Here is a 22,444-nt window from a genome sequence, read left to right as displayed (position 1 = left end):
AAATATATTTAATCGGGATAATACTTCCCGGGAACTGCATTAGCCGGAACATACGGTTCCATCCAGAATGCAGAACGACGTTTGAACTTCAGTTCAGTAGATGGATACCAGTTTGCCCATGAAGCAGGATCACTGTTCACCACCGGAGCCATTGCACTCTCTCCATTTCCATTTAAAGCGGTCACAGTATACTCGTATACAATAATTCCACTTCTATCGGCATCAGCATTATCCAGGCTACCAGGCAGACTAAAGGCAGGAACAACTCCCTGAAGCTGCTCATCCGCAAAAGAAGTATCTTTCCCTTCATAAACCTTCAGGAGCTCTTTCTCACCCAGCTTTCTTCTGTAAACCCTGTAAACTTCAGTACCTAATACTTGCCCCCAGGAGAGATCAATCCGACCGGAATCAAGTTTCAGTTTCAAACCTTCCGGATAATGAGAAGGAGACTTACTTATATAAACCGGATATTCACAGGCAGAAGCAGCCTCTTTCTTTCCGTTGACAGAGACAGCACGTACATGATACTTACCATCTGCCAGTTTGGGCAACATATATATAGTTTTTGTGGTTGTGCCTGATACTTCCCAACTTTTGCCTCCATCTTTCGAGAGTTCCATACGGACCTTTGACACCGATTGGGGCTTTGACAAATAAACCATGTTGCCGGCTTTTGCATAAACAACATCCTCAATCATTGTGGGCATAGGAACAGGTTCTTTGGCTGTATATTCAATGGAATGTTCTCCGCCGGGTAGTTTCACTCCGGCTATATCCCCTTTGTACATCACTCCGTCGATATAGAGTTTTCCCCCTTTCACACCTGTCAAAGTCAACGTCGTCTGACCGTCCGACTTCAATCTCCCCTTGCAATCTCCACTTACAAGGCGTGTCAATGCGATGGCTGTTTCTGTCTCACCCGTAAGATAAATACCCAAACCGTCAGCAGCAATCTCAGAGCCTTTGAACAGGGCCAGTTGCAGATCTCCGTTCTTCATCCGGCGAACCATCCCTGCTTCTCCTTTGAAAGTCACAGAATCCGAATGCCAGGTAATGGGATCGCTGTCCCTGAAAATAATATCCCGGCTCTTATCTGTAGCGACCTGCACTACCCCCTTCGGCCTCCCGTTTTTATCCGGAACGAATTCATAAACATCATTTCCTTCCAGTAATGCCGGAACAGTGAGTTTGCCATCCAAAACACGTACCGATTCTTTCTTGTGGGTAACCAGCGTCAGCAAAGAACCAACACCATCCCGGTAAAAGCCTTTCGACTTCGCAGTCCCTGCTGTTGTCCAATACTCCGGACGTACTTTATCCATAAATACAATCTTCGGAAATTCATCTTCTTTCCGGGTGAACCATGAGAAACGGTTGAAAGCTCTCCAATTAGTCCCGGTCTGATCGTAAATCAGAAAATAATCGGTCCCTACCAGAAGAATACTGCGGGATACATATTCGGGCCATGCAAAAGAATCTTTTCCCTCTGCCGAACGTACTTCAGCCATCTGAGCTATCTCCAGATCATATAAAGGGGCAACCAGCTCATTCATTCCGATATTACAGAAAGTACCGTTTTTCATGACTCCGAAATTGGTTACGCCATCCGTATTATTCTGGGTATGATCTCCTACCGCCTCATTTTCATGACCGGTATAAACTTTGTCTTGTGCATAGAAATAGATACCGCCTGCATTGCCTTGCCCCTGATGTCCCCAGCGGTAATTAGGCCCCTTGTCTACCTGATTCAAATGGATAGAAAGTTCTTCATCCGAATCAACTCCAGCACGAAGTACAATCCCATGCCCGGTATATTTGCAACTTTTCAGATGCGGATTCGTACCGATATCTTTCGTCTGATGCGTATTCTTATGCACCTCTACCCATTTCGTATCATTCGCCTTTTCTTCCACATCTTCTCCTATCGCTCCCAACCATCGTAAATTTTCGGCTACCAGCGGATCATAATACTGCAACCAGTTTCCTAATTCATAAACAGGCGCATAGCGCGGCACCAATCTGCCGCCACCGTGTGCACCATGAGGTGGATAAGCTCGTCCCGGCGTTACCATATCAACCATCCAGCGGGCTCTTTGCGCCATATGAGAATCTGCAAACCGATTTTTACCATCAAACAGTTCCAGGGCTATATTCGAATGTACGGTAGGACGCAGATAAGCCCAATTGTACACTCCCAGACTTTCTACCCAACGTCCTCCCTTAGACTCATAGGAGCTGACTTCCGGACGGGTATAAAACAAACCATAAACTTCAATCGACTTCTCAAAGAAATCGGCCCACTCCTTTGCCATCGGATGTTCCGGGAAAAGAAAAGCCGTTTGTCCGGTCACCGCCCATCCATCGGCAGCCATGTTGGCAGTGCCTGCCAATGAAGTACGAATGGCATTCATCGGTTCAAGCATATTCACATAACCGGCCAATAAGAAAAGAGCCTCAACAGTCTTACGTTGTTCGTCGGACAAATCTTTGTAGTAAGTCAGATAATCCTGTACCCACTGTGAATAAACCGGGCGGTGAGATATAGAATGAATGCCCGGAAAACTATTCATCCCGGTCATATAATACGCCATCGGAGAAGTGACCATCTGCTTATAAAACCGATCGGCAGAAGTTTCTTTGGGTCTTTTGACAAAAGGATTTTCGGGGCGTTTCGCTTCTCGTGGATATTCCAGTACCCAGTTCTTCACCTTATCCAGATTCAGTAACGCATATTGCCGGTGAAGCATCATCGTATACCGGAATACCATTTCGGCCGAATGGTCTTTTCCGCCATTAGCCGCAATATCATCAATACTCTTATTGAAAGCTTCCACTTTGGGGTGTGTATCACCGACCCGGGTAAATGCTATTGCTGTAGAACGCGTACCATTTTGTACCGGATACTTAAAATAGAGTTTCTGATCCGCATATCTGAAATAGACAGACAGATCGGGAGTAGGCTGCCAAATACCGTATTGCCGGTCATTCCAGCGATTGTGGTCATAAACAAATACGCCCAACTCACGGGCATCCTTCCCACTTTCCCAAAAGGTCATCACAGGAACTTGCTCCCGCGTAGAGTTTCCTCCGAAAGGCAACAGACGATATACCATTTCTTTGTCAACCTGTTCTATCCATCCTTCACCTGTCCAATGCGGATCTTCCTGGCAATAACTGGTATAAAGAGGTTGTTCAACAGGTACTCCGTCAGCAACGGTCACATCTTTCTGACGGTCCCAGTTAGCATATTTATGAGTCGGATGGAAGCCGGTCCACTCCATATCTACAAAAACTCCGTCTTGCTTTTCTATTCCGCTCATCTCTTCATCGAAGATTACGAACGGATAGCCTTGTACCACCTTAACAGAAGTCCGATACTCGGCTCCTCCCTCCAAACGATAAAGTACCAGACACTCGGCAAACAGCTCTCCACTCTCTTTTACGGAAGTCTCTACGGACACTATTTTCTTATGACCGGAGTACAACCTGTTACGACCGGAAGCTCCTTCTCCCTTTGAAACAGAAAGAATTGGAGCCGGAGCGATATTGTCATTCACGGTAGCAGTTACAGGAATGGCAACACTAAAATCCGTATTCCCAAGTATCCAACAGTCCGTTTTTCGTTCGATGTATACCGGATGATCAGCCTTCATCTTCCGGCTGCCCAACCGCAAAGTATACTTAAAACCTCCCCCGGCAGACATGGAGGCGAAAAAATGGATACGTGCAGAGCAAATACGATTGTTATCGTACTTCTTATCCGAAAGTTGAAAAGTAACCGGATTTCCGGTCCGGGTATCTATCAACTCCAAACGGTTCTCAACATTGCTATCCGGAGAAAAAGTAACCGGATAGCTGATCAGAGTCTCCGGCCAACTGTATATAGACAAAAAAAGCGGATTCTCTTTTTCAAAAGTAACAGCCGGATGGTCCGTAGAAATACGATATTGTTGTGCATGGGTATCAAATACCCAGCACAACAACACAATAAAACTAATAACAGTATATCTCATCAATTTTAAATTTTTTCAGCTATCAAAGCATAAGCACACCACAATGCCGGAGCTTGCCCGTGCAGATCGCCCGTCAGTGGCTTACGGTTACGGTAATGTTCACTCGTATTTCCCAGCATAGTACCCTCGCATACACCTTCCACATCGCCCATCTGGTTCACATAAGAAGTGAGTGCAATCCACGCCTTACGGGCGGCAGGACCATACTCGTCTTTATCAAGCCATCCTTTTTTCACACCTACGATCATTGCATACGCAAACATACCCGTACCGGATGTTTCTTCCCACATAGATGCATCATCTACAACTTGTTTCCACATACCTTTTTCGTCCTGCATCTCTTTCAGGCGTACCATCATTTTGAGGTAACCCTGCATGATAGCTTTCCTGTCCGGGTTATCTTCCGGAAGAATACGCAGTAACTCTGCCATACCTACAGCCATCCATCCATTGCCTCTTCCCCAACAGAAGCGAGCTGTCGGAGCATGATAAAACAAGCCTGAAGGTTGTTGTATGGAATCCAGGTAAAGCACCATTTCACGGGCGGCACGATCGATGTATCTCCGTTCGTTCGTTACCCTGTAAGCCTGTGCCTGTATAGCAGTAATCATAAACATATCATCCAGCCAGAAACGTGTCTGCCAGGAGTATCCTTTATCTGCCCACTCCTTTTGCTGGGGCAGACAGACATCTGCATCTACAAAATCACCATACATACTGCTCTTGCATGTATCCTGATGATCGAGCGTCCAGTCTGCCGGCAACTCCCATTGCGAATCGGCATACATCATCCCCATTTTCTTATACCGTTCATCACCGGTTTGCAAATAGAATTCTAAAGGCAACGCTCCGAATACATTGTTATCAACATGGTTCGGTTTCGGTTGAAGAAATGCTTCTGTAGTAAACAAAGGCTCGAAGCGTTCGGTCAACCGTTGTGTTAATTCCGCATTGCCACATTCCTTAGCAAACCACAATCCTCCCAACCAGGTGCAAACGTCCGGATAAGTAATCTGAGTACGTGGTTCGTTTATACGTAAAGGACTGCCATACTGCGAATGCCCCTGAGCCAAGAAGCGGTAAGTTATTTTAGTACCAATCTCAACGGGATCAGCCCCCTCCGGGAAATTATCAAAATAACTCACTTCTTGCCTTGAGCATGATGCCAGCCCCAGGATTACCAATGCAAAGAAAACAATATTCTTCTTCATAACTAATACTATATAATCAAATCTTTAAAAACTTCAGCATACATACTTTTTTGCCATTGTCAACACGAAGGAAATAAAGTCCTTCATACAAGCCCACAGCCGAAAGAGTAACTGTCTGCTCATATTCTTCCTGAATATTCCAATGCCTCACTACCTGTCCGGATAAGCTGACTATCGACACACGTTCCGGTTTATCTTCCTGCGGAAAAGAAAGATAGAACTCATCCTTTACCGGATTGGGAAAAAGGTGGTAACCTGCTTCTTCTCTGGCATTCTCAATCCCAACAGACGAATCATTCCAGCTGATAGTCTTTTCCAACACACCATTTTTATAGACGAAAAGTTCATCTGCGTCATTCTTCTGCTGTACATAGGGACTATTGAAGAGGTATTCTTCAGAAAGGGTCAACGGTACTCCGTTCACCTTGTAATTATCCTGATAAGCTTCGGTAGGCGGAAAGAATTGCAGCTGCAAAACATCACCACTCAGTGAAGTATACTTCACTGCCGGCTTACTTGTAGTATAATCCTGTTTTTCTATCTTTGTCTTGGTAAGAACCGCATTCTTGAATAACTCCAGTTCCTCACTACGGGTAGCCGCTTTATATTCCGGCTCTATTTCTGAGGTTTCCAGCACCCAGGCTCCTTTTCGGCAAGAGGTATCTTCCAAAGTAAGAACATCGTGATTGCTGACTACAAAATCTGTATTCGCCCACGTATAAGGTTCCAATGTTTTAAAGGCGAAAAGCATCGTTCCGGTATGACAAAAGATCCAGCCATCTGCCTCGATACGTTCTTTAATACCTCTTTTTGTGAAAGGCACATAGATACGGTAACGCTTTCCCTGAATATAAGTAGTCGGTACATTATACACCCCAACCGCTGCTTTTTCATATTGCATCACCCTGTGATAAGGGTTCTCTCCGTATCCTTCAATATTAGCATTTGTATTGTCGGTAGGACGGGCAGGATTGTCCTGACAAACAGAAAACACACTCTCTACAACATCACTTTGCCAGGCCAGATAAGTACGTTTGGTCTCTTTGTAGGCATAGCAGGAAGTAGCTTTTGACAAATCATAAGGAATTTCTGTTTGAGTAGCCAAACCGTAATTGTTGCTTTGATATGTATATTTAAAACGTTTCCAGTTCAACACATCTTTGTTTGAACCATTCACTCCTATATCATTAATGTAACTGGTATATACATAAGGATATTCCTTCGAGTCGTAAACCTGCAACAAAGCCGGGTCGGGAGCCACATTACGTTTATAAGCCAACCAGAAATTCATACTTGCCGTATTATTGGTTACGGTCAGTCCCGGAATAAAAAGGTACTTATTCTCCTGATTACCGAAGTACAACCAGGCAAGCGCCGTTATATTCGAATTGGAAGCACGGGCACCTGTATATAATTGGTCCCAACCCTTACAACGAGGTGGATTGGCCACATACAGTCCCTGATTCCAGGCCGAAAGTAAACTGGCAATCATTTGTTGGTAAACCACATTAGCCTTTTGATTGATTTCCTCATCCTGACAGAACTCAGCCAACATACGTACATACATTATATTCGTAGAGAAATAAATGAATGCATCTGCTTCACTACAATTATTGTGGAAGAATTTATTCAGCCAATTCAAAATACGGGGACGATTATAATCTCTGATCTGCTTCGTTGTACGTCCGTACCGATCTGTAAAATCACTCCATTGCTCAGTAGCCATAAAGCCGACCGTATAACGTATCATATCCAAATTAAGAGTAATTCCTCTTGAATTATAATCACCTAACTGAAGAAACGTCTTTATTTTGGCTTTCAAAGACTCCGGCATATTGTCCTTTGTCAGCAAATAACCATGTAGTGTGGCATGAGCATAAAATTCAACGCCCGAACCCGTAGAGTTGTAATACAAATCAGGATCGGCTATATATTTGTCATACATAGCCTCCAGGTTGTTTATCGCCCGTGACTTATCGTAATTAAGATATAAACGTGCAAAATAATACGGACCCGTATATTTAGGATCACCTCCGGAAGGTGATGTACCCTTTGCCATATACTGAATCATAGCATCACACCGCTTCTCGTAGGTAGCCCCCGAAATCATAGACTGCGCTCTACTTTCAGCACTTATCATAAATAATAAGACACACAGCCAGATAGAAAGTTTTTTCATTGGTTCACTCATAAAATTACCGGAAAAAGTTCCGGACTACTTAAACTCAAGACTAAGTAGTCCGGATGTGTTTTTTTAATTAAAACAGGATTTTGCCTGATTGTGAAGTCTCACCTTCGGAGACAGACAGGAAATACACTCCACGCTCAATAAGAGAGATGGTTTCTCCATTACCCAGTTGTACGGATTTAACCAATGCGCCTGAAGTATTGTACACATTTACCTTAGCAAGCCCTTCAATACCATATACGGTAACTCCATTGCTGTTAGCAACCAATGTGAAGCGACTCTGCTCTTTCTGATTAGTAGTAATACCAGTAGCACCACTACCTAATTCGTAAGCACCTAAATCATACTTCTGACCTACCGGACGGGCATTACCACAAATGTCGGTCGTCGCAATCGTATAATCAGGAATGGTATTAACACCTTTATCTACCAAGTCTGATGCATTCAAAAGTCCCCAGTTTGCTTTGGCTATTGCTTCCAGCGTTCCTTCCAGAAATTCGTAACCAATACCGGCGTCTACTGTCGGACGAATGAAACGAGGGGCAAGTCCTTCTGTTACCTCTTCAGTAAAGTCATTGCTTTCAATCAACTGGTAAGAAGTTGGGTTTGTATTCAGGTTCTTATTTTCCATCCAGATACCTGCACCCTGGATTCCGCAGTATGCAAATGTCTCTACATATCCGGCCTGATTCAGGTTGAGATTATTCGCATTCCCCTGTTCGTTCACATTGCCCCAAAATACAGAGTTGTAAATAGTGGAATTTCCATTAGAGAAAACACCGCCACCAGCTTTAGCACCCATATTTTTTACTACGGTTGTATTAATCAACTTTCCGCTACCACTATGGATATAAACACCACCACCGCGAAAAACAGAAGAGTTATTATATATCACACAGTTTTCTGCTACTGCACTGTTATTTAAAAAGATACCACCGCCAAATGCGTTTTTACCGGAAACAACCTGGTTATTCCGAATAACAGAATTGCTGATAACACTTTTATTACCTTGTATATTAATACCGCCGCCATAAGAAGAACCGTCGGAATCGTCATTCTGATTCGTACAATTCTCAATCAAACAACTCTTAACCAAACCGGCACCATCCACAAATACACCGGCTCCGTTTACAGCGCTATTCTTACTGGCTTCCGCTTTAATATTACGAACGATACAATTACTCAGAACAGCATTATTTTTCAGGTAAGCCCCCGCCCCATGATCATTTACATTTGTATTATCACAGATCGTTATACCATCTACCACGTCTCCTTCTGCATTCATAGTGAATATGCGATAGCTGGGATCAGTATCGGTATTTCCCTGGAATTGTGTTTCGTATTCAAACTCCCAAGGCTCTACAATGCCATTTTCATCCTGATCTTTCAATATACGCTGTTCCAATGCGGTTTCATTTCCTTTAAAACCACCATATATCTGTACTCCTGCACGGTCTTCATTCAGATTGATGGAACCTGTCACCTGATAAATACCTTTCGCAACCCACACTCTATCTTTGGCAGCAATATTGCTCAATATACCATTAAACTTTCCATCGGTAATCTCTACAACCACATTGTTTTCATCCTGAGTAATATGACTCCAGGCTTCTGTATCGCTACTTAATTTCACATACACGTTCTTTGCATCTAACTGGTTGGAACAAGCCATTGCAATCATCAAAGATGCTAATAAATGTTTTTTCATAATAACTATTTTTTTAATAATACATTAATAACCTTCATTCTGCCACATGATATTCACATCGTTATAAGCTGCCATTTCGGCGAAAGGAATCGGTAGCAGCAACTGATAATCCTGAACTGTATACTGTCCGGAACCTTCGTCACGATGCTTAAAGTGCTCATTCATTGTAGAAACTGCTATTCCCCAACGAATCAAATCACACCAACGCAGGCCTTCAAAAGCAAACTCAACTCTTCTCTCCTGGATAATTGCATTGCGGAAAGTGTCTTTATCATACAGTTCTACAGGAGTCAATGCATCCAGTCCGGCACGAGCCCGTACGGCATTCAGAATTTTAAAAGGTTCACTGTTAATATCAGCCACATAGCCCAACTCGTTAAGAGCCTCAGCATACATCATCTTCACATCTGTATACCGCAGGATAGGGAGATTGTTTGCCCAGTCATTTTTCTCTTTCGGTGTGTAAGTATCCCACTTGCAATATTTGTATACCAGCTTGGACTGTGTATCATAGGTTCCGTTAATCTTCACATTGGTAACTACGGACAGAGCTTTACGTTTATCCACTTTCGGAGAGGTTTCGTAAGCATCCCATAAATTCTCCGACGCTCTCATATTTCCGCTATATCCGGTGAAAGGAGCCACATAAGCAGTGTTAGGTAATGTCAGTTTTTCAGGAATAAAACCGGTAATAAATGAATTACCTTCACCAATCTGTCCCCCGATAAACTGAACTTCCCAAACACGTTCTTTTCCATTGTCTTTGGAGTCAATGAAGCAGTCTTCATATTTTTTCTCCATTTCATAGCGTACAGATTCCTGATCTACTACCATTTTCAGGTAAGTCCGGGCATCTTCAAAATTATTCTGGAACATGTATAACCGGCCGAGCATTCCGGCAGCAGCATAGCGGGTAGCACGTCCGATATCATTCGTCCCCCATTCTTCGGGAAGCAATCTGATAGCCTCCTTATAATCGGATATAGCCTGTCCGAGAGTTGCCTCCTGAGTAGAACGCGGTATTTTGCGGATCTCCGCCAAAGGAGTTGTCTTTGTGATCAAAGGAACGCCTCCCCACTGCCAACCCAAACTCCAATAAGCATAAGCACGCAGAATATAAGCTTCTCCTTTAATGTAATCACGTCTTTCCTCATTTGTGAATTCTGCATTATCAATCTTATCCAGAATCAGATTACAGCGGTCAATTATAGACCAGTAAGTTTTCCAGGAAGTAGTCCAGATACTCTCGTTAGGTGAATCAACAAACCGGCCCACGTTATTTGCATTTCGCGAATCATCACTACGGTGGTTGATATACATAAACCAACAGGAGTTCGTATCATACAGAAGTTGTTGTTTTCCGTAAACAGCCGAGATAGCCTGCTCAAAATCCGATTCTTTTTTATAGCCTTCTTCCACCGTATAATCGGACTGTGGAGTAATGTCCAGAAAAGCATCACAAGCTCCCAACACAAACGACAACGATAACAATAATATGAATGTTATTTGCTTCATTTTTTCATTGTTTTTATAGAGTTAGAATACAAGATTTACACCAAGGGTATATTTTCGGCTCATAGGATATGTACTATAATCCACCCCGGCTCTTGTTGTAGAATTACCATAACTATTCGTTTCAGGAGATACACCCGGATAATTGTCAAAGGTTGCCACATTATCCAATGAAACATATACTTTAGCTTTCTTCAGGAAAGACTTTTTCAATAAGTCATTGGGTAAGGTATATGACAAGGTGATATTCTTGATTCTCAAGTAAGTAGTATCGTAGATACGTAAGTCTGAATTATTCTCATAAGTAGAATTACGGTTATAGATGTTGGGGGTTGTACCATCCCATGACATATCTACACCTAAATAGTAAGGAGTAGGATCTCCGCGATCTCCGTAAACAGCCTGATAATCGGGTTTCCAGCAACGTACCCAATGCGAGAACTGGTTAACTCCCGGAGAACCATAGTCCAAAGAACGTTGTCCAAGGAACATAACATCACCACCAATCTGTCCCTGAATCAAGACACTCAACTCAAAGTTCTTATAAGAGAAACGGTTTGTTATACCATAAATGACATCAGGGATATTATTTCCGTAAGGCACCAGATCGTCTTCTGTGATTACTCCGTCACCTACCAGTTTTCCGTCAACCATTTTAGTAGGTTGGTCCACCATCTTCACATTACCAATACGCTGACCTTTGTACACAGGTACCAGAGGTTTGTTTTCATCCGGAGTGCCATCAGCTTTTTTTTCAAAATCATCTGCAGTCAAGATACCATTCGTGCGGTAACAGTAGAACTGTGATACCGGTCCGCCTACGCGGGTTATGAACTTGCCATCCCACATTGAATCGGTGAAACTATCGATACCTCCCATATCCAGCACTTTATTCTGGTTGCCGGAAAGGTTCAGAGAAGTAGACCATTTGAATGTTCCTGTCAGATTGTGACTTGTTATGTCCAACTCCCATCCTTTATTCTGAATGGATCCCAGGTTGGTACGGATTCTGTCATAACCGCTTGTCATTACAATAGGCAGATTAAACAACAGGTTATCGGTCTTGTTAATATAATAGTCAAAATTGAACTGCAAACGGTTATTGAAAGCTGAGAAATCCAATCCGAAATCAAGGCTGGCTGTACTCTCCCATTTCAAATCTTCATTCTTCAGATTTTTAGGAGCCATACCAGCCTGAAGTGTATTGCCATAAGCCGAGTTATCAGTAGTCAGCACTGACAGATAATCGTAATATCCAATGCGGTCGTTACCCGATTTTCCCCAGGATGCTCTAAGTTTTAATAAAGAGATCCATTTTACAGAACTCAAGAATGACTCTTCATTGAGTTTCCATCCTGCCGAGAATGACGGGAACCATCCCCAACGATTGTTTGCACCGAAACGTGAAGAACCGTCATTACGTACGGTTGCATTAAGCAAATACTTTTCTTTATAATTATAACTTACACGACCAAAGAAAGAAGCCGTACGCACCTGGTATTTTTCCGTAGAAGCCCTTTTTGCCAAAGTAGCCACATTCAATGTCGGAATGTTCTCCAACGGCCATCCGGTTGCTTCACCATCAATACGATACTTATCAGTTGCATCGGCACTCTGTCCCAACATAACATTCAGGGCATGTTTGTTACCATACAAAGCATCATAAGTCAGGGTGTTCTGAATAGACCAGCTATTATTGCTTTGAGAATTACTTTTTCCCAAAGTTACATTATTGTTATTGTAGGTAACATTGCCCGGAACATAGTACTCATATACCCTACCGTCATAACTATAATTATACTGTGACTTGAACACAAGGCCTTTCATAAAAGTAATCTCAGCCCAGGCGGATGCTGCTGCCTTATTCTGCACTGTTTGATCCAGTGTTTCTTTCAAACGCTCCAAAGGGTTAGGATATACGGTAATACCCAGATTCGGATATCCCCAGTCACGGGTAGCTTCATCCAGTTTTACAATCGGTGCCTGCATCAAAGCGTGCTGAATAACAGTCTCTTTGCCCTGTGCCTCTTTATTATCCTGCTTACTACGTGAAGCGGAAATATTAGCGCCTACTTTTAAATAATCCGAGAGATTCAATGTTCCGTTCAGGCGGAAGTTAATACGGTTATAGTAGGTCTCTTTAATGATACCCTTCTGATCATAATAACCTCCTGAAAAATAGATCGTTCCCATCTTATGTTTACCCGATGCAGACAACTGATAGCTCTGTACAGGCGCAACCTGAGTAATTGCTTTTTGCCAATCTGTAGTCACCAAGTCCGGGTCTAACCAGGAATCCGGAATCTTATTTGCATCGGCACGTGCGCTCATAGGGTCACTCATTGAACCTCCACTACGCAAATGGTCGTTGTTTCTCTTCCAGATATTGAAAGCCAGCCATTCTTTGGCATCCATCATACTTACATATTTCTCCGGATCTTGCAGACCATAGAAACCGTCAAACGTAACAGCCGGTTTGTCACTGCCTTGCTTCGTTTCGATCAGGATAACCCCGTTTGCACCGCGGGCACCATAAATAGAAGTAGCCGAAGCATCTTTTAAAACCTGTATGGATGCCACATCAGCAGGATTGATATCACTCATGCTTTCATAGGGTACACCATCAATAACATACAGCGGATCACTGCTACCATTGATCGTATTCACACCACGAATACGTATTTGCAGTTCTTCGCCGGGAACACCGCTTGTGCTTTGGGCACGAACACCTGCCAGATTACCAGCCAATGCTTCTCCCAGTGTAGCTACAGGACGCTCCTTGACAGCTTCGTCTGTCATTTTAGACACCGATGAAGTAAGATTCTGCTTTTTTACACTACCGTAACCAATAACGATTACTTCGTCCAACGCTTTACTATCTTCACTCAAAACCACTTTGATATTGTTCTTACCGGAAATCTTAATGGTTTTAGTTAAATAGCCGATGTAAGAAACAACCAGAGAACCGTTTTCCGGGGCATTTACCGTGAAATGTCCGTCTAAATCCGTAATGGCTCCCATGGATGTTTCTTTCACCAAAACATTTGCACCTATAACAGGCTCACCAGATGGGTCAGTTACTATTCCGGTAACCTTCATTTGTGCAAAAGCTACATTACAGATTAATAACAGTGCAGTTACCCAAATGAATCTGGAATTTGTTAGCAAAATGTGTTTTTGCATACTTAAGTTTGATTTTTGTTTTGATTAAACTTATTCTTGTTTTAATAATATAATAGATGCTATAATACATCTGATAGATAGAAGATATCTTTGAAGATATTCTGAAAGGTGGTCAGGTTAACTCGTTACTTTTTCCATACGCATTATATTTTAAGATTTCTATTAATTTCTGTTGCAAATGTATCCGCACGGCACCAATAACAGTAGGAGAATCGTATCAATCCTCTGTAGAATTGTGTCATACCTGAAAATATTTTGTAATCTGGTAAATTAGTATCACCACTGGTAGTTTTGTATAAAGGAGGTAGCAAGCCGCTTTATACAAAAAAGGAAACCGATCGTTCCATTTCGTTTCATATTCATGAGAGTTTTGTTTCATCAGGATGAAACACTTTGTTTCAACCTATTGAGAATTTTGTTTCAATGCTTTGAGAAAAGTTTCTCAATACGTTGAGAATTCTTTCTCAAAGCATTGAGAGTTTCTTCTCAAAGCATTGAAACACCCCTCCGCCCCAAGGCAGGAACAGCAAAAGTTATGCTATTTCATATTCTTCTGATATTCCTTAGGAGTGATCTGGAATACAGACTTAAATACTCTGGAAAAATAAGACGGATCAGAAAATCCGGTCTGGTAAGCAATCTCTGATATAGTATATTGATTCTCACGAAGCATATCAGCAGCCATTTTCATTCGTATATTCACGATCAATTTATTAGGTGAAATCCCGGAAACAGCTTTTATCTTTCTGAAAAATTGTATTCGCCCATATCCCATTGCTTCATACAAATCGCTTACTTGCAATTCAGAATCAGAAGCTTTTTCTTTTATCAGTTCTATCAGCTTATCCATAAAAGGATCCACTGCAGCAATCTCCGGCATCGGAACTTCAATAGCCGACATTTTTTCGCCAAAGAGCCGGCGGAGTTGTTCCCTGTTCTTAATAATACTTTCTACTTTAGCTTTCAAAACAGTTATATTGAATGGCTTCAATATATAGTCATCGGCCAGCACGCTATATCCCTCCTTTATATGTTCATCCAACACCTTTGCCGTGAGCATGACAAAAGGAATATAAGCAAGCTTAGGATTCGACTTTACTTGTTCACAAAATTCCAGTCCATTCATTTCCGGCATCATCACATCACTCAATATGATATCCGGGAACTTTTCGAGTGCCAGTTCTAATGCGACACGCCCATTGGCAGCTTCAATCACTTTATAAGAAGCCGACAATTGTAATACGAGATATTTTCTCAGGTCTTCATCATCCTCTGCCACCAGCACAACAGGCGCTTCGTCCGTTTCATTCGGATTCGTATCCTCCCACAAAGGTTCGCCGATTGGTTTCAGACTCTCTTTCTCTAATGCAAATGTCTTATCCACCGAATCTCCTTCGACATAAACCACGTCATCTTTTGTATACTGCTCTTTCCCCAATTGAAGCTCTATGAAAAAAGTGGTTCCCTGCCCGACAACACTTTCTGCCCAAATCTTACCATGATGCAGGCTTACTACATACTTTGCCAGGTTAAGCCCGATGCCACTACCGAACATATTGGACATGCTCCCCTGTTTTACCTGGAAAAATGGATCGAATATCTTATCTATATTCTCCTGTGATATACCTTCACCATAATCCTGAACGGACAGGAGCAGTTTGTCACCTTCTACGGAAGATACCACCTTTATAACACTGTCATCCTTTGAATGCTTTATGGCATTGGACAAAAGATTAAAAATCACTTTCTCCATCAAATCGGCATCAATCCACCAGTTACTTCCGTAGTAATCATTGGTATACCGGATCACAATACCCCGTTTCTGTAATAATTCCGAGAAACTGTCTATTCGCTCTGTCATAAAAGAGACCATATTCACATTAGACAGATTCAGCTGCATGGCTCCATGTTCCATCTTCCTGAAATCCATCAGTTGATTCACCAGCAAAAGCAACCTGTTCGAGTTCTTCAATATTTGTTTCACCGAATAAACAAACTTCCGGGGCAAGGCCTCATCATACAGTATATCTTCCGCAGGCCCTTTTATCAAAGTCAACGGAGTACGCAATTCATGAGAGAAGTTGGTGAACAACTCAATCTTCATCTTATAATCACGCTCAATATTCTCCTTTTTTATCTCTTCGATTTTCAACCGGTATTTAGCCGTCTTTTTCATATAATAATACCGCAAAATGAGATAGATCATGAATAAAACTAAAAGAGAATATAGCATTTTGGCCCATACCGACAACCATACAGGAGGATTAACAATCAAAGGCAGGCTCGTTATAGCGTCTCCCCATACTCCGTCACTACTACAAACTTTAACCTGGAACGTATAGATGCCGGCCGGCAGATTGGAATAGATCGCTTCATTTCTATTGACATAATTCCACTCCTTTTCAACCCCTTTCAAACGGTAGGCGTACTTCACACCATCCGGGAAAAGATAATCCATAGCCGAAAATTTGATCTGCACGGAAGAGTTTCCATAATTAAGTTCAATCTCTTTGAAAGCCTCGGCATTATCAAACAGAAGATGATTGGAGCCCGTAATAGAGTTCAGAGTCTCTACCTGAGAAATACGGGGTTGTAAGGCAATGCCGGAAGTATTGTACAACTCGTTCAGAAGTAATTCTACCACTCCTCCTCTACCACCCACAAAGATGTTTCCATTAGAGGCTTCCAAAAAGGAATGACCGGAAAGTTCATGAATAGGAAATCCGTTCTTATAAGTATAGTTCAAAACTTGTTGATCTCTGGTTATCCGGGAAATCCCCATTAAGGTGGCAACCCAGATCATACCGGTCTGTTTATCCTGAATAATATCATAGATGGTATTGTGTGCAATCTTATCCTGCCCGAAGAAATGAATCACCTCATTACTCTTCGAATCATACATATATAATCCGGAATCATACGTTCCAACCCATATATTCCGCTCACTATCTTCATAAAGCACACTCACATTCTTGTTTTCAAGTTCTTTTCCTCCCCAGGGTTCACCTTTAAAATATTTAAGCTCATCATCCAGGTTACGCTGGAAGCGCCACACACCTCTGGTACGTGTTCCTACCAACATATCTCTTCCAACAGGAAGAATGTCCTGAGTAAACATAAAACGGGTGGTACCATCGTAATTGGTTGATAAATCAACAGAACTTTTTCGCAGAGCAACATCAAATAATGATAATTCATCCTGCGCTATCCACAGCTTCCCATCCACATCTTTGGCAATAGACCGGATCTGGGAAGAAGCGGGTGAACCGATATCATAGCGTGATACCTTCCTGGTATCCAGATTCAGGACAAATGTTCCCTGATTCAGCAAATAGAATAATATTTGATTCTCTGACAGCCGATATACATAATAAATTTCAGAGTTGGTATCTATCTCCAATTGATTATCCAGATTTACACGATGCCACTGTCCGGAGATCAGATCAATCACAAAAATACCGATATTGCATCCCACCCATATCTGCTGTTTGTATTCAACCAACTTTCCTACTACACGGAGAGGCTCTTTACGAATTTCCGAATGGAACAAATAGGATTTAAATTTCGTATATTTGGAGTTGAAAAGCATGGCTCCTTCATTGAAGGTTCCGATCCATAAAGACTCCTGCCGGTCTTTAAACAAACACATTTGCCGGTTCACTTTAGCCAATTCGGTAGGAAAAATACCAGAGACCGGATGAACTTTCAAAGAATTACTCACGTCCAACGCATACAATCCGTTGTCGGTAGCCAACAGCAAAGTAGAATCATTATACTCTAACAAATCATGTATCTGTGCTTGCTTAAACCCTATTTTCAAATCACTGGTATCTACTCTTTTTAAGGTATAACCGTCAGAATCAGCAATGAAAATATTTCCCAGATCGGCAGCACACCATATCCTTTGCTTTGTATCACGCATTATTTTGGAAGAGACAGGACGCTCTTCTTTATCTTTGAAAGGAGTGATAACGTTGGTTTTTATATTAAACTCCATTAATCCCTGCTGTACAATATCGATCAGCAAAGTATGTTCACCCGAAGCCGCCATCGCATTAATATACTTCCCCCGGAAGGCTTCCACACAGGAACTTGTATTACCCCTAAGAAAATAAAGCCCCGATTTGGTTGCTACCCAGACAGTTGAATCATTCTCCATCCAGATATTTATAACAACTCCCCGTGGCAGTTCGCCCTGATAAGCCTGTGACAGATCTTTAAATTTACCAGTATACGGATTGAACAGCATTACTCCGTTAAAAGTCCCGATCCACATATTACCGGCCTTATCGGGAGTTATATTGATCACATCATTGGACTGGCCTACAAACTCTTCATTATGATTATAATAAGTTTTGGACTCATATCCGTCAAACCTGTTAAGTCCATTCTTAGTTCCCATCCAGATAAATCCGAGAGAGTCCTGATAAATAGCTTTCACCGAGTTATTGGAAAGCCCATCCATCACAGTCAATGTCCTAAAAGAATAGTCATTACCCAAAGCACTTATCGACAAAAAGCTCCACCACAAGCTAAAGCAAATGAGCCAGAACTTCCTGTTAATGACAATGTTTTTCATATTTCTTTCACACAATTGGTATAAATGTACGCAAATATAGGAATTAAATTAAATATCATGCGAACGCTACAAAGATAAACCTTAATAGATAAGAAACATGTGAAAATTATATCAAGTACTTGTACTTTCGTATAATAAACCTGTTTTTAGAAGCCGATAAAAGAGGGTAAAATACAAATTTACCAGAATATGGATCAGATTTCATACCTTTTTAAACAGAATATTACCACTTTTGTAACCAACATTAAATAAGTTCTGAAAACATGAAAACAAGTATGAAATTCTTATTCATTTTGGGAGTAGCTGCTGTGGTCTGCGAAAGCTGTGCGGAAAGAAATGCAGATATAATCACACTAACCAATCCAACAGATACTTCCCGGCAAGACGAAGCCTGTGTAATCAAGCGCAAAGACCTGTGTGCGGAAAATCAGAAATTGGTTCCCGTACTAAAGGATAAAGGAGGACAGTATATTCCTTCCCAGTTAGACGACCTGGACGGAGACGGACTATGGGATGAACTGGCATTCGTATACAACATAAACGAAAAAGAGAAACTGACTTTACAATTAGAATGGATAGATGAAGCGAACTACCCGGCTTTCTCTGTGCGAACCAATGTACATTATGGCAAAATGAAGCGCCCGGGAGTGATAGAAGAGCTGACAACCGACATGCATGGAAAAGAAAACCTGGCACGAAGTGGAGACGATAACAATCCTTATCCCTACCAGACAGACGGCCCATCATGGGAAAACGACAAAATGGGATTCCGCCATTACTTTGACGGGCGAAATTGTAGAGATGTGTTTGGAAAAAGAATACCCGATCTTGTGCTCGATACAGTAGGTATCCGTCCCGACGGAACTCCGGGTGATACCTATCACGTTCTCCGCCCCTGGGGAAGAGACATTATGAGTGCTGCCAACTCTTTCGGACTGGGAGGTATAGCTGTTCAATTGCCCGATACCCTTTTACGTATGGGAGTTACTATAGAAGAAACTGTAGATAATGTGGACTCAACACGTTACACACTTGTTTGTAAAGGCCCTGTGCGCTCTATCTTTAAATTAGACTTTTATGGATGGCAAGTGGGGAATACCAAAGTCGATGTACATGAAACAATGACTATTTGGGCAGGAAAGTATGGATATGAAAATGAGATAACAACTTCTCCTCTACCCGATAACGCAGTATTGGTAACAGGAATTGTAGGAAACTTCAACGATATGCCTCAAAGACTGGAGACTTATGATCGGAAAGTTGTTTCTATGAGTACGCATGACCGGCAAACTTACAATAAGGAGTGGTATATGGGGATGAGTCTCATTATGCCGGTGAGCAACTATTCCGATGTCTTTAATGCGCCCGACAAGGGTTCGGATATCCTGAAAACGTGGTGTGTAAAAATGAAACCCAATGAAGAAGGAAAATACCTGTTCAATGCCTATGCTGCCTGGGAACTGGCAGACGAACAATTTACGAACAGGGATTATTATATGAATATGATTGATAGCTATGCCCGGAATATGGTAAATCCGGTTGTAGTAGAAATATCCAAATAAGTTTTTTGTAATCAGATTGTTTCAGGGATGTATTAGTGAGAGGTGACAAAAGTAAAACTCGCTATCATTAAAACGCAGATGATCGCTAATTGACGCAAAGAATAAATGAATATTTGCGATAAGTTACGTGAATCTGCGTTTATGATATTGTACATGGAAGCTTTCTCCGACTTTTGGGCACACCCTCCTGTTTATAAAATACCAACTTGAAACAGCCCTGTCTCTTCTGTACCGAATAAAAAAACAGGAGCAGTGCCAATTGGCTCCTACCCCTGTTCTTATTTCTTAAAAGCCTTATTGGCTTATTCTTCGTCCAGCAAAATCTCCAGTATCTGGCAAGCCGCTTTCGCTACCGGTGAACCCGGACCGAAAATAGCAGCCACACCTGCTTTATACAAGAAATCATAGTCCTGAGCAGGAATTACACCACCGGCAATCACGATGATATCTTCGCGCCCTAACTTTTTCAATTCGTCAATGATCTGCGGAATCAGTGTCTTGTGTCCGGCAGCCAATGAAGAAACGCCCACTACGTGAACATCGTTTTCAACAGCTTCGCGGGCAGCTTCAGCCGGAGTCTGGAACAACGGTCCCATATCCACATCGAAACCACAGTCGGCATAGCCGGTTGCTACTACTTTGGCACCACGGTCGTGACCGTCCTGTCCCATTTTTGCAATCATGATACGAGGTTGACGTCCCTCTTTCTTCGCAAACTTCTCGGCCAGTTCACAAGCACGCTTGAAGTCGCTGTCGTTTTTACTTTCTGATGAATACACGCCTGATATAGTTCTGATTACTGCTTTATACCGTCCTACAATCTTCTCGCATGCGTAAGAGATTTCACCCAGTGTAGCACGAACCCGGGCAGCTTCTACAGCCAGCTCCAGTAAGTTACCTTCTTTGGTTTCCACGCACTTGGTAATAGCTTCGAGGGCTTTCTGCACTTCAGCTTCGTTACGTCCTTCTTTCAAACGTTTCAGGTTCTCAATCTGCTCCAGACGAACAGCCGTATTGTCAATTTCAAGAATATCAATCGGAGCTTCTTTCTCCAAACGATACTTGTTCACACCTACGATAGTCTGTGAACCGGAGTCGATACGAGCCTGTGTACGGGCAGCAGCCTCTTCAATACGCATCTTAGGGATACCGGTTTCGATTGCTTTCGCCATACCACCCAACTTCTCTACCTCTTCAATCAGTTCCCATGCCTTATGGGCAAGATCATTGGTCAAAGATTCTACATAATAAGAACCACCCCATGGGTCAACGTTCTTACAGATATATGTTTCTTCCTGAATATAAATCTGAGTATTACGGGCAATACGTGCGGAGAAGTCTGTTGGCAAAGCAATAGCCTCATCCAGTGCATTGGTATGTAATGACTGAGTATGTCCCAGCGCAGCAGCCATTGCCTCGATACAGGTACGTCCTACGTTGTTGAACGGGTCCTGCTCGGTCAGTGACCAACCGGAAGTCTGCGAGTGAGTACGCAATGCCAATGATTTGGGGTTCTTGGGATTGAACTGTTTTACAATCTTGGCCCACAACATACGGGCGGCACGCATCTTGGCTATTTCCATGAAGTGATTGGTTCCGATAGCCCAGAAGAAAGACAAACGAGGAGCAAATGCATCGATATCAATACCCGCAGCCGTACCAGCACGAAGGTATTCCAGACCATCGGCCAGTGTATAAGCCAACTCAATATCGGCTGTTGCACCTGCTTCCTGCATGTGATAACCGGAAATAGAGATAGAGTTGAACTTCGGCATCTTCTGCGAAGTATATTCAAAGATATCAGAGATAATCTTCATAGAGAATGCAGGCGGATAAATATAGGTATTACGCACCATGAATTCCTTCAGAATATCATTCTGAATGGTTCCCGCCATCTCTTCCAACTGTGCACCTTGTTCAAGACCGGCATTGATATAGAAAGCCAGAATCGGAAGAACCGCACCATTCATTGTCATAGATACAGACATCTTGTTCAAAGGAATACCATCAAACAGGACTTTCATATTCTCAAGCGAGCAAATAGATACACCGGCTTTACCGACGTCACCTACTACACGTTCGTGATCGGGGTCGTAGCCGCGGTGCGTAGCAAGGTCGAATGCTACCGACAAACCTTTCTGGCCGGAAGCCAGGTTACGACGGTAGAAAGCATTGGATTCTTCGGCAGTAGAGAATCCGGCATACTGACGGATTGTCCAGGGACGAAGGGTGTACATCACTGAATACGGGCCACGCAGATAAGGAGGGAGTCCGGCTGCATATTCCAGATGCTCCATACCTTCAAGGTCTTCTTTTGTATAAACAGGCTTCACACTGATGTGCTCCGGAGTCTTCCAGTTACTTTCGATTCCGTTAGCCTTTTGCCACTCTGCACCGTTAGCGGGCTGAAATGCAGCATATATATCTAAGTTCTTAAAATCTTTTCGCATGTTCTTATTTACAATTTACGATTGACAATTTACGATTG

At 42.5% G+C, this 22,444-nt stretch carries 9 protein-coding genes; 1 reads left to right on the top strand and 8 read right to left on the bottom strand.

Going from position 1 to position 22,444, the window contains the following annotated elements:
- Positions 1 to 8 precede the first annotated feature (8 nt).
- The 7 genes from VCM39_RS04715 to VCM39_RS04685 all read right to left on the bottom strand — a co-directional run bounded on the left by VCM39_RS04715 (position 9) and on the right by VCM39_RS04685 (position 18,394).
- Positions 9 to 4,013: a hypothetical protein gene (locus tag VCM39_RS04715; RefSeq protein ID WP_322933144.1), complete on the bottom strand. Its 4,005-nt coding sequence runs from the start codon at positions 4,011 to 4,013 to the stop codon at positions 9 to 11.
- Positions 4,014 to 4,018: 5 nt separating this feature from the next.
- Positions 4,019 to 5,224: a glycoside hydrolase family 105 protein gene (locus tag VCM39_RS04710; protein WP_002562488.1), complete on the bottom strand. Its 1,206-nt coding sequence runs from the start codon at positions 5,222 to 5,224 to the stop codon at positions 4,019 to 4,021.
- 16 nt (positions 5,225 to 5,240) lie between these two features.
- Positions 5,241 to 7,403 carry a T9SS type A sorting domain-containing protein gene (locus tag VCM39_RS04705; protein ID WP_322933145.1) on the bottom strand — a complete coding sequence of 721 codons (2,163 nt, stop codon included), beginning with the start codon at positions 7,401 to 7,403 and terminating at the stop codon, positions 5,241 to 5,243.
- Positions 7,404 to 7,482: 79 nt separating this feature from the next.
- Positions 7,483 to 9,120, bottom strand: a complete 1,638-nt coding sequence (locus VCM39_RS04700) for a choice-of-anchor Q domain-containing protein (protein WP_221649550.1) — start codon at positions 9,118 to 9,120, stop codon at positions 7,483 to 7,485.
- A 24-nt stretch (positions 9,121 to 9,144) separates the two neighbouring features.
- Positions 9,145 to 10,635: a RagB/SusD family nutrient uptake outer membrane protein gene (locus VCM39_RS04695; protein WP_221649549.1), complete on the bottom strand. Its 1,491-nt coding sequence runs from the start codon at positions 10,633 to 10,635 to the stop codon at positions 9,145 to 9,147.
- Positions 10,636 to 10,656: 21 nt separating this feature from the next.
- A complete protein-coding gene (locus VCM39_RS04690) occupies positions 10,657 to 13,815 on the bottom strand; it encodes a SusC/RagA family TonB-linked outer membrane protein (protein WP_195349740.1) in 3,159 nt (1,052 codons plus the stop codon).
- Positions 13,816 to 14,353: 538 nt separating this feature from the next.
- The gene (locus VCM39_RS04685) at positions 14,354 to 18,394 is read right to left on the bottom strand and encodes a two-component regulator propeller domain-containing protein (RefSeq protein ID WP_322933146.1); all 4,041 of its coding nucleotides are present in this window, start codon (positions 18,392 to 18,394) and stop codon (positions 14,354 to 14,356) included.
- Between the two features lie 275 nt (positions 18,395 to 18,669).
- Here VCM39_RS04685 and VCM39_RS04680 point away from each other — a divergent pair, with 275 nt between their 5' ends.
- On the top strand, positions 18,670 to 19,956 hold the full coding sequence (locus VCM39_RS04680) for a DUF4861 domain-containing protein (protein ID WP_322933147.1): 1,287 nt from the start codon (positions 18,670 to 18,672) through the stop codon (positions 19,954 to 19,956).
- 302 nt (positions 19,957 to 20,258) lie between these two features.
- Here VCM39_RS04680 and scpA read toward each other — a convergent pair whose 3' ends face one another.
- Positions 20,259 to 22,406 (bottom strand): methylmalonyl-CoA mutase, encoded by a 2,148-nt coding sequence (scpA, locus tag VCM39_RS04675; protein ID WP_002562495.1) that lies wholly within the window; start codon positions 22,404 to 22,406, stop codon positions 20,259 to 20,261.
- Between the last annotated feature and the right edge of the window lie 38 nt (positions 22,407 to 22,444).

The sequence above is a fragment of the Bacteroides mucinivorans genome, assembly GCF_034654355.2.
In the GTDB taxonomy this organism is placed as follows: domain Bacteria; phylum Bacteroidota; class Bacteroidia; order Bacteroidales; family Bacteroidaceae; genus Bacteroides; species Bacteroides nordii.
The sequence above is the reverse complement of the archived record's forward strand: the minus strand, read 5'-3'. Positions and strand labels throughout refer to the sequence as shown.

What these genes read in the sequence shown, in the direction of transcription:
- VCM39_RS04715 (WP_322933144.1), bottom strand. Translation starts at nt 4,013, where the DNA reads ATGAGATATACTGTTATTAGTTTTATTGTGTTGTTGTGCTGGGTATTT.
- VCM39_RS04710 (WP_002562488.1), bottom strand. Translation starts at nt 5,224, where the DNA reads ATGAAGAAGAATATTGTTTTCTTTGCATTGGTAATCCTGGGGCTGGCA.
- VCM39_RS04705 (WP_322933145.1), bottom strand. Translation starts at nt 7,403, where the DNA reads ATGAAAAAACTTTCTATCTGGCTGTGTGTCTTATTATTTATGATAAGT.
- VCM39_RS04700 (WP_221649550.1), bottom strand. Translation starts at nt 9,120, where the DNA reads ATGAAAAAACATTTATTAGCATCTTTGATGATTGCAATGGCTTGTTCC.
- VCM39_RS04695 (WP_221649549.1), bottom strand. Translation starts at nt 10,635, where the DNA reads ATGAAGCAAATAACATTCATATTATTGTTATCGTTGTCGTTTGTGTTG.
- VCM39_RS04690 (WP_195349740.1), bottom strand. Translation starts at nt 13,815, where the DNA reads ATGCAAAAACACATTTTGCTAACAAATTCCAGATTCATTTGGGTAACT.
- VCM39_RS04685 (WP_322933146.1), bottom strand. Translation starts at nt 18,394, where the DNA reads ATGAAAAACATTGTCATTAACAGGAAGTTCTGGCTCATTTGCTTTAGC.
- VCM39_RS04680 (WP_322933147.1), top strand. Translation starts at nt 18,670, where the DNA reads ATGAAATTCTTATTCATTTTGGGAGTAGCTGCTGTGGTCTGCGAAAGC.
- scpA (WP_002562495.1), bottom strand. Translation starts at nt 22,406, where the DNA reads ATGCGAAAAGATTTTAAGAACTTAGATATATATGCTGCATTTCAGCCC.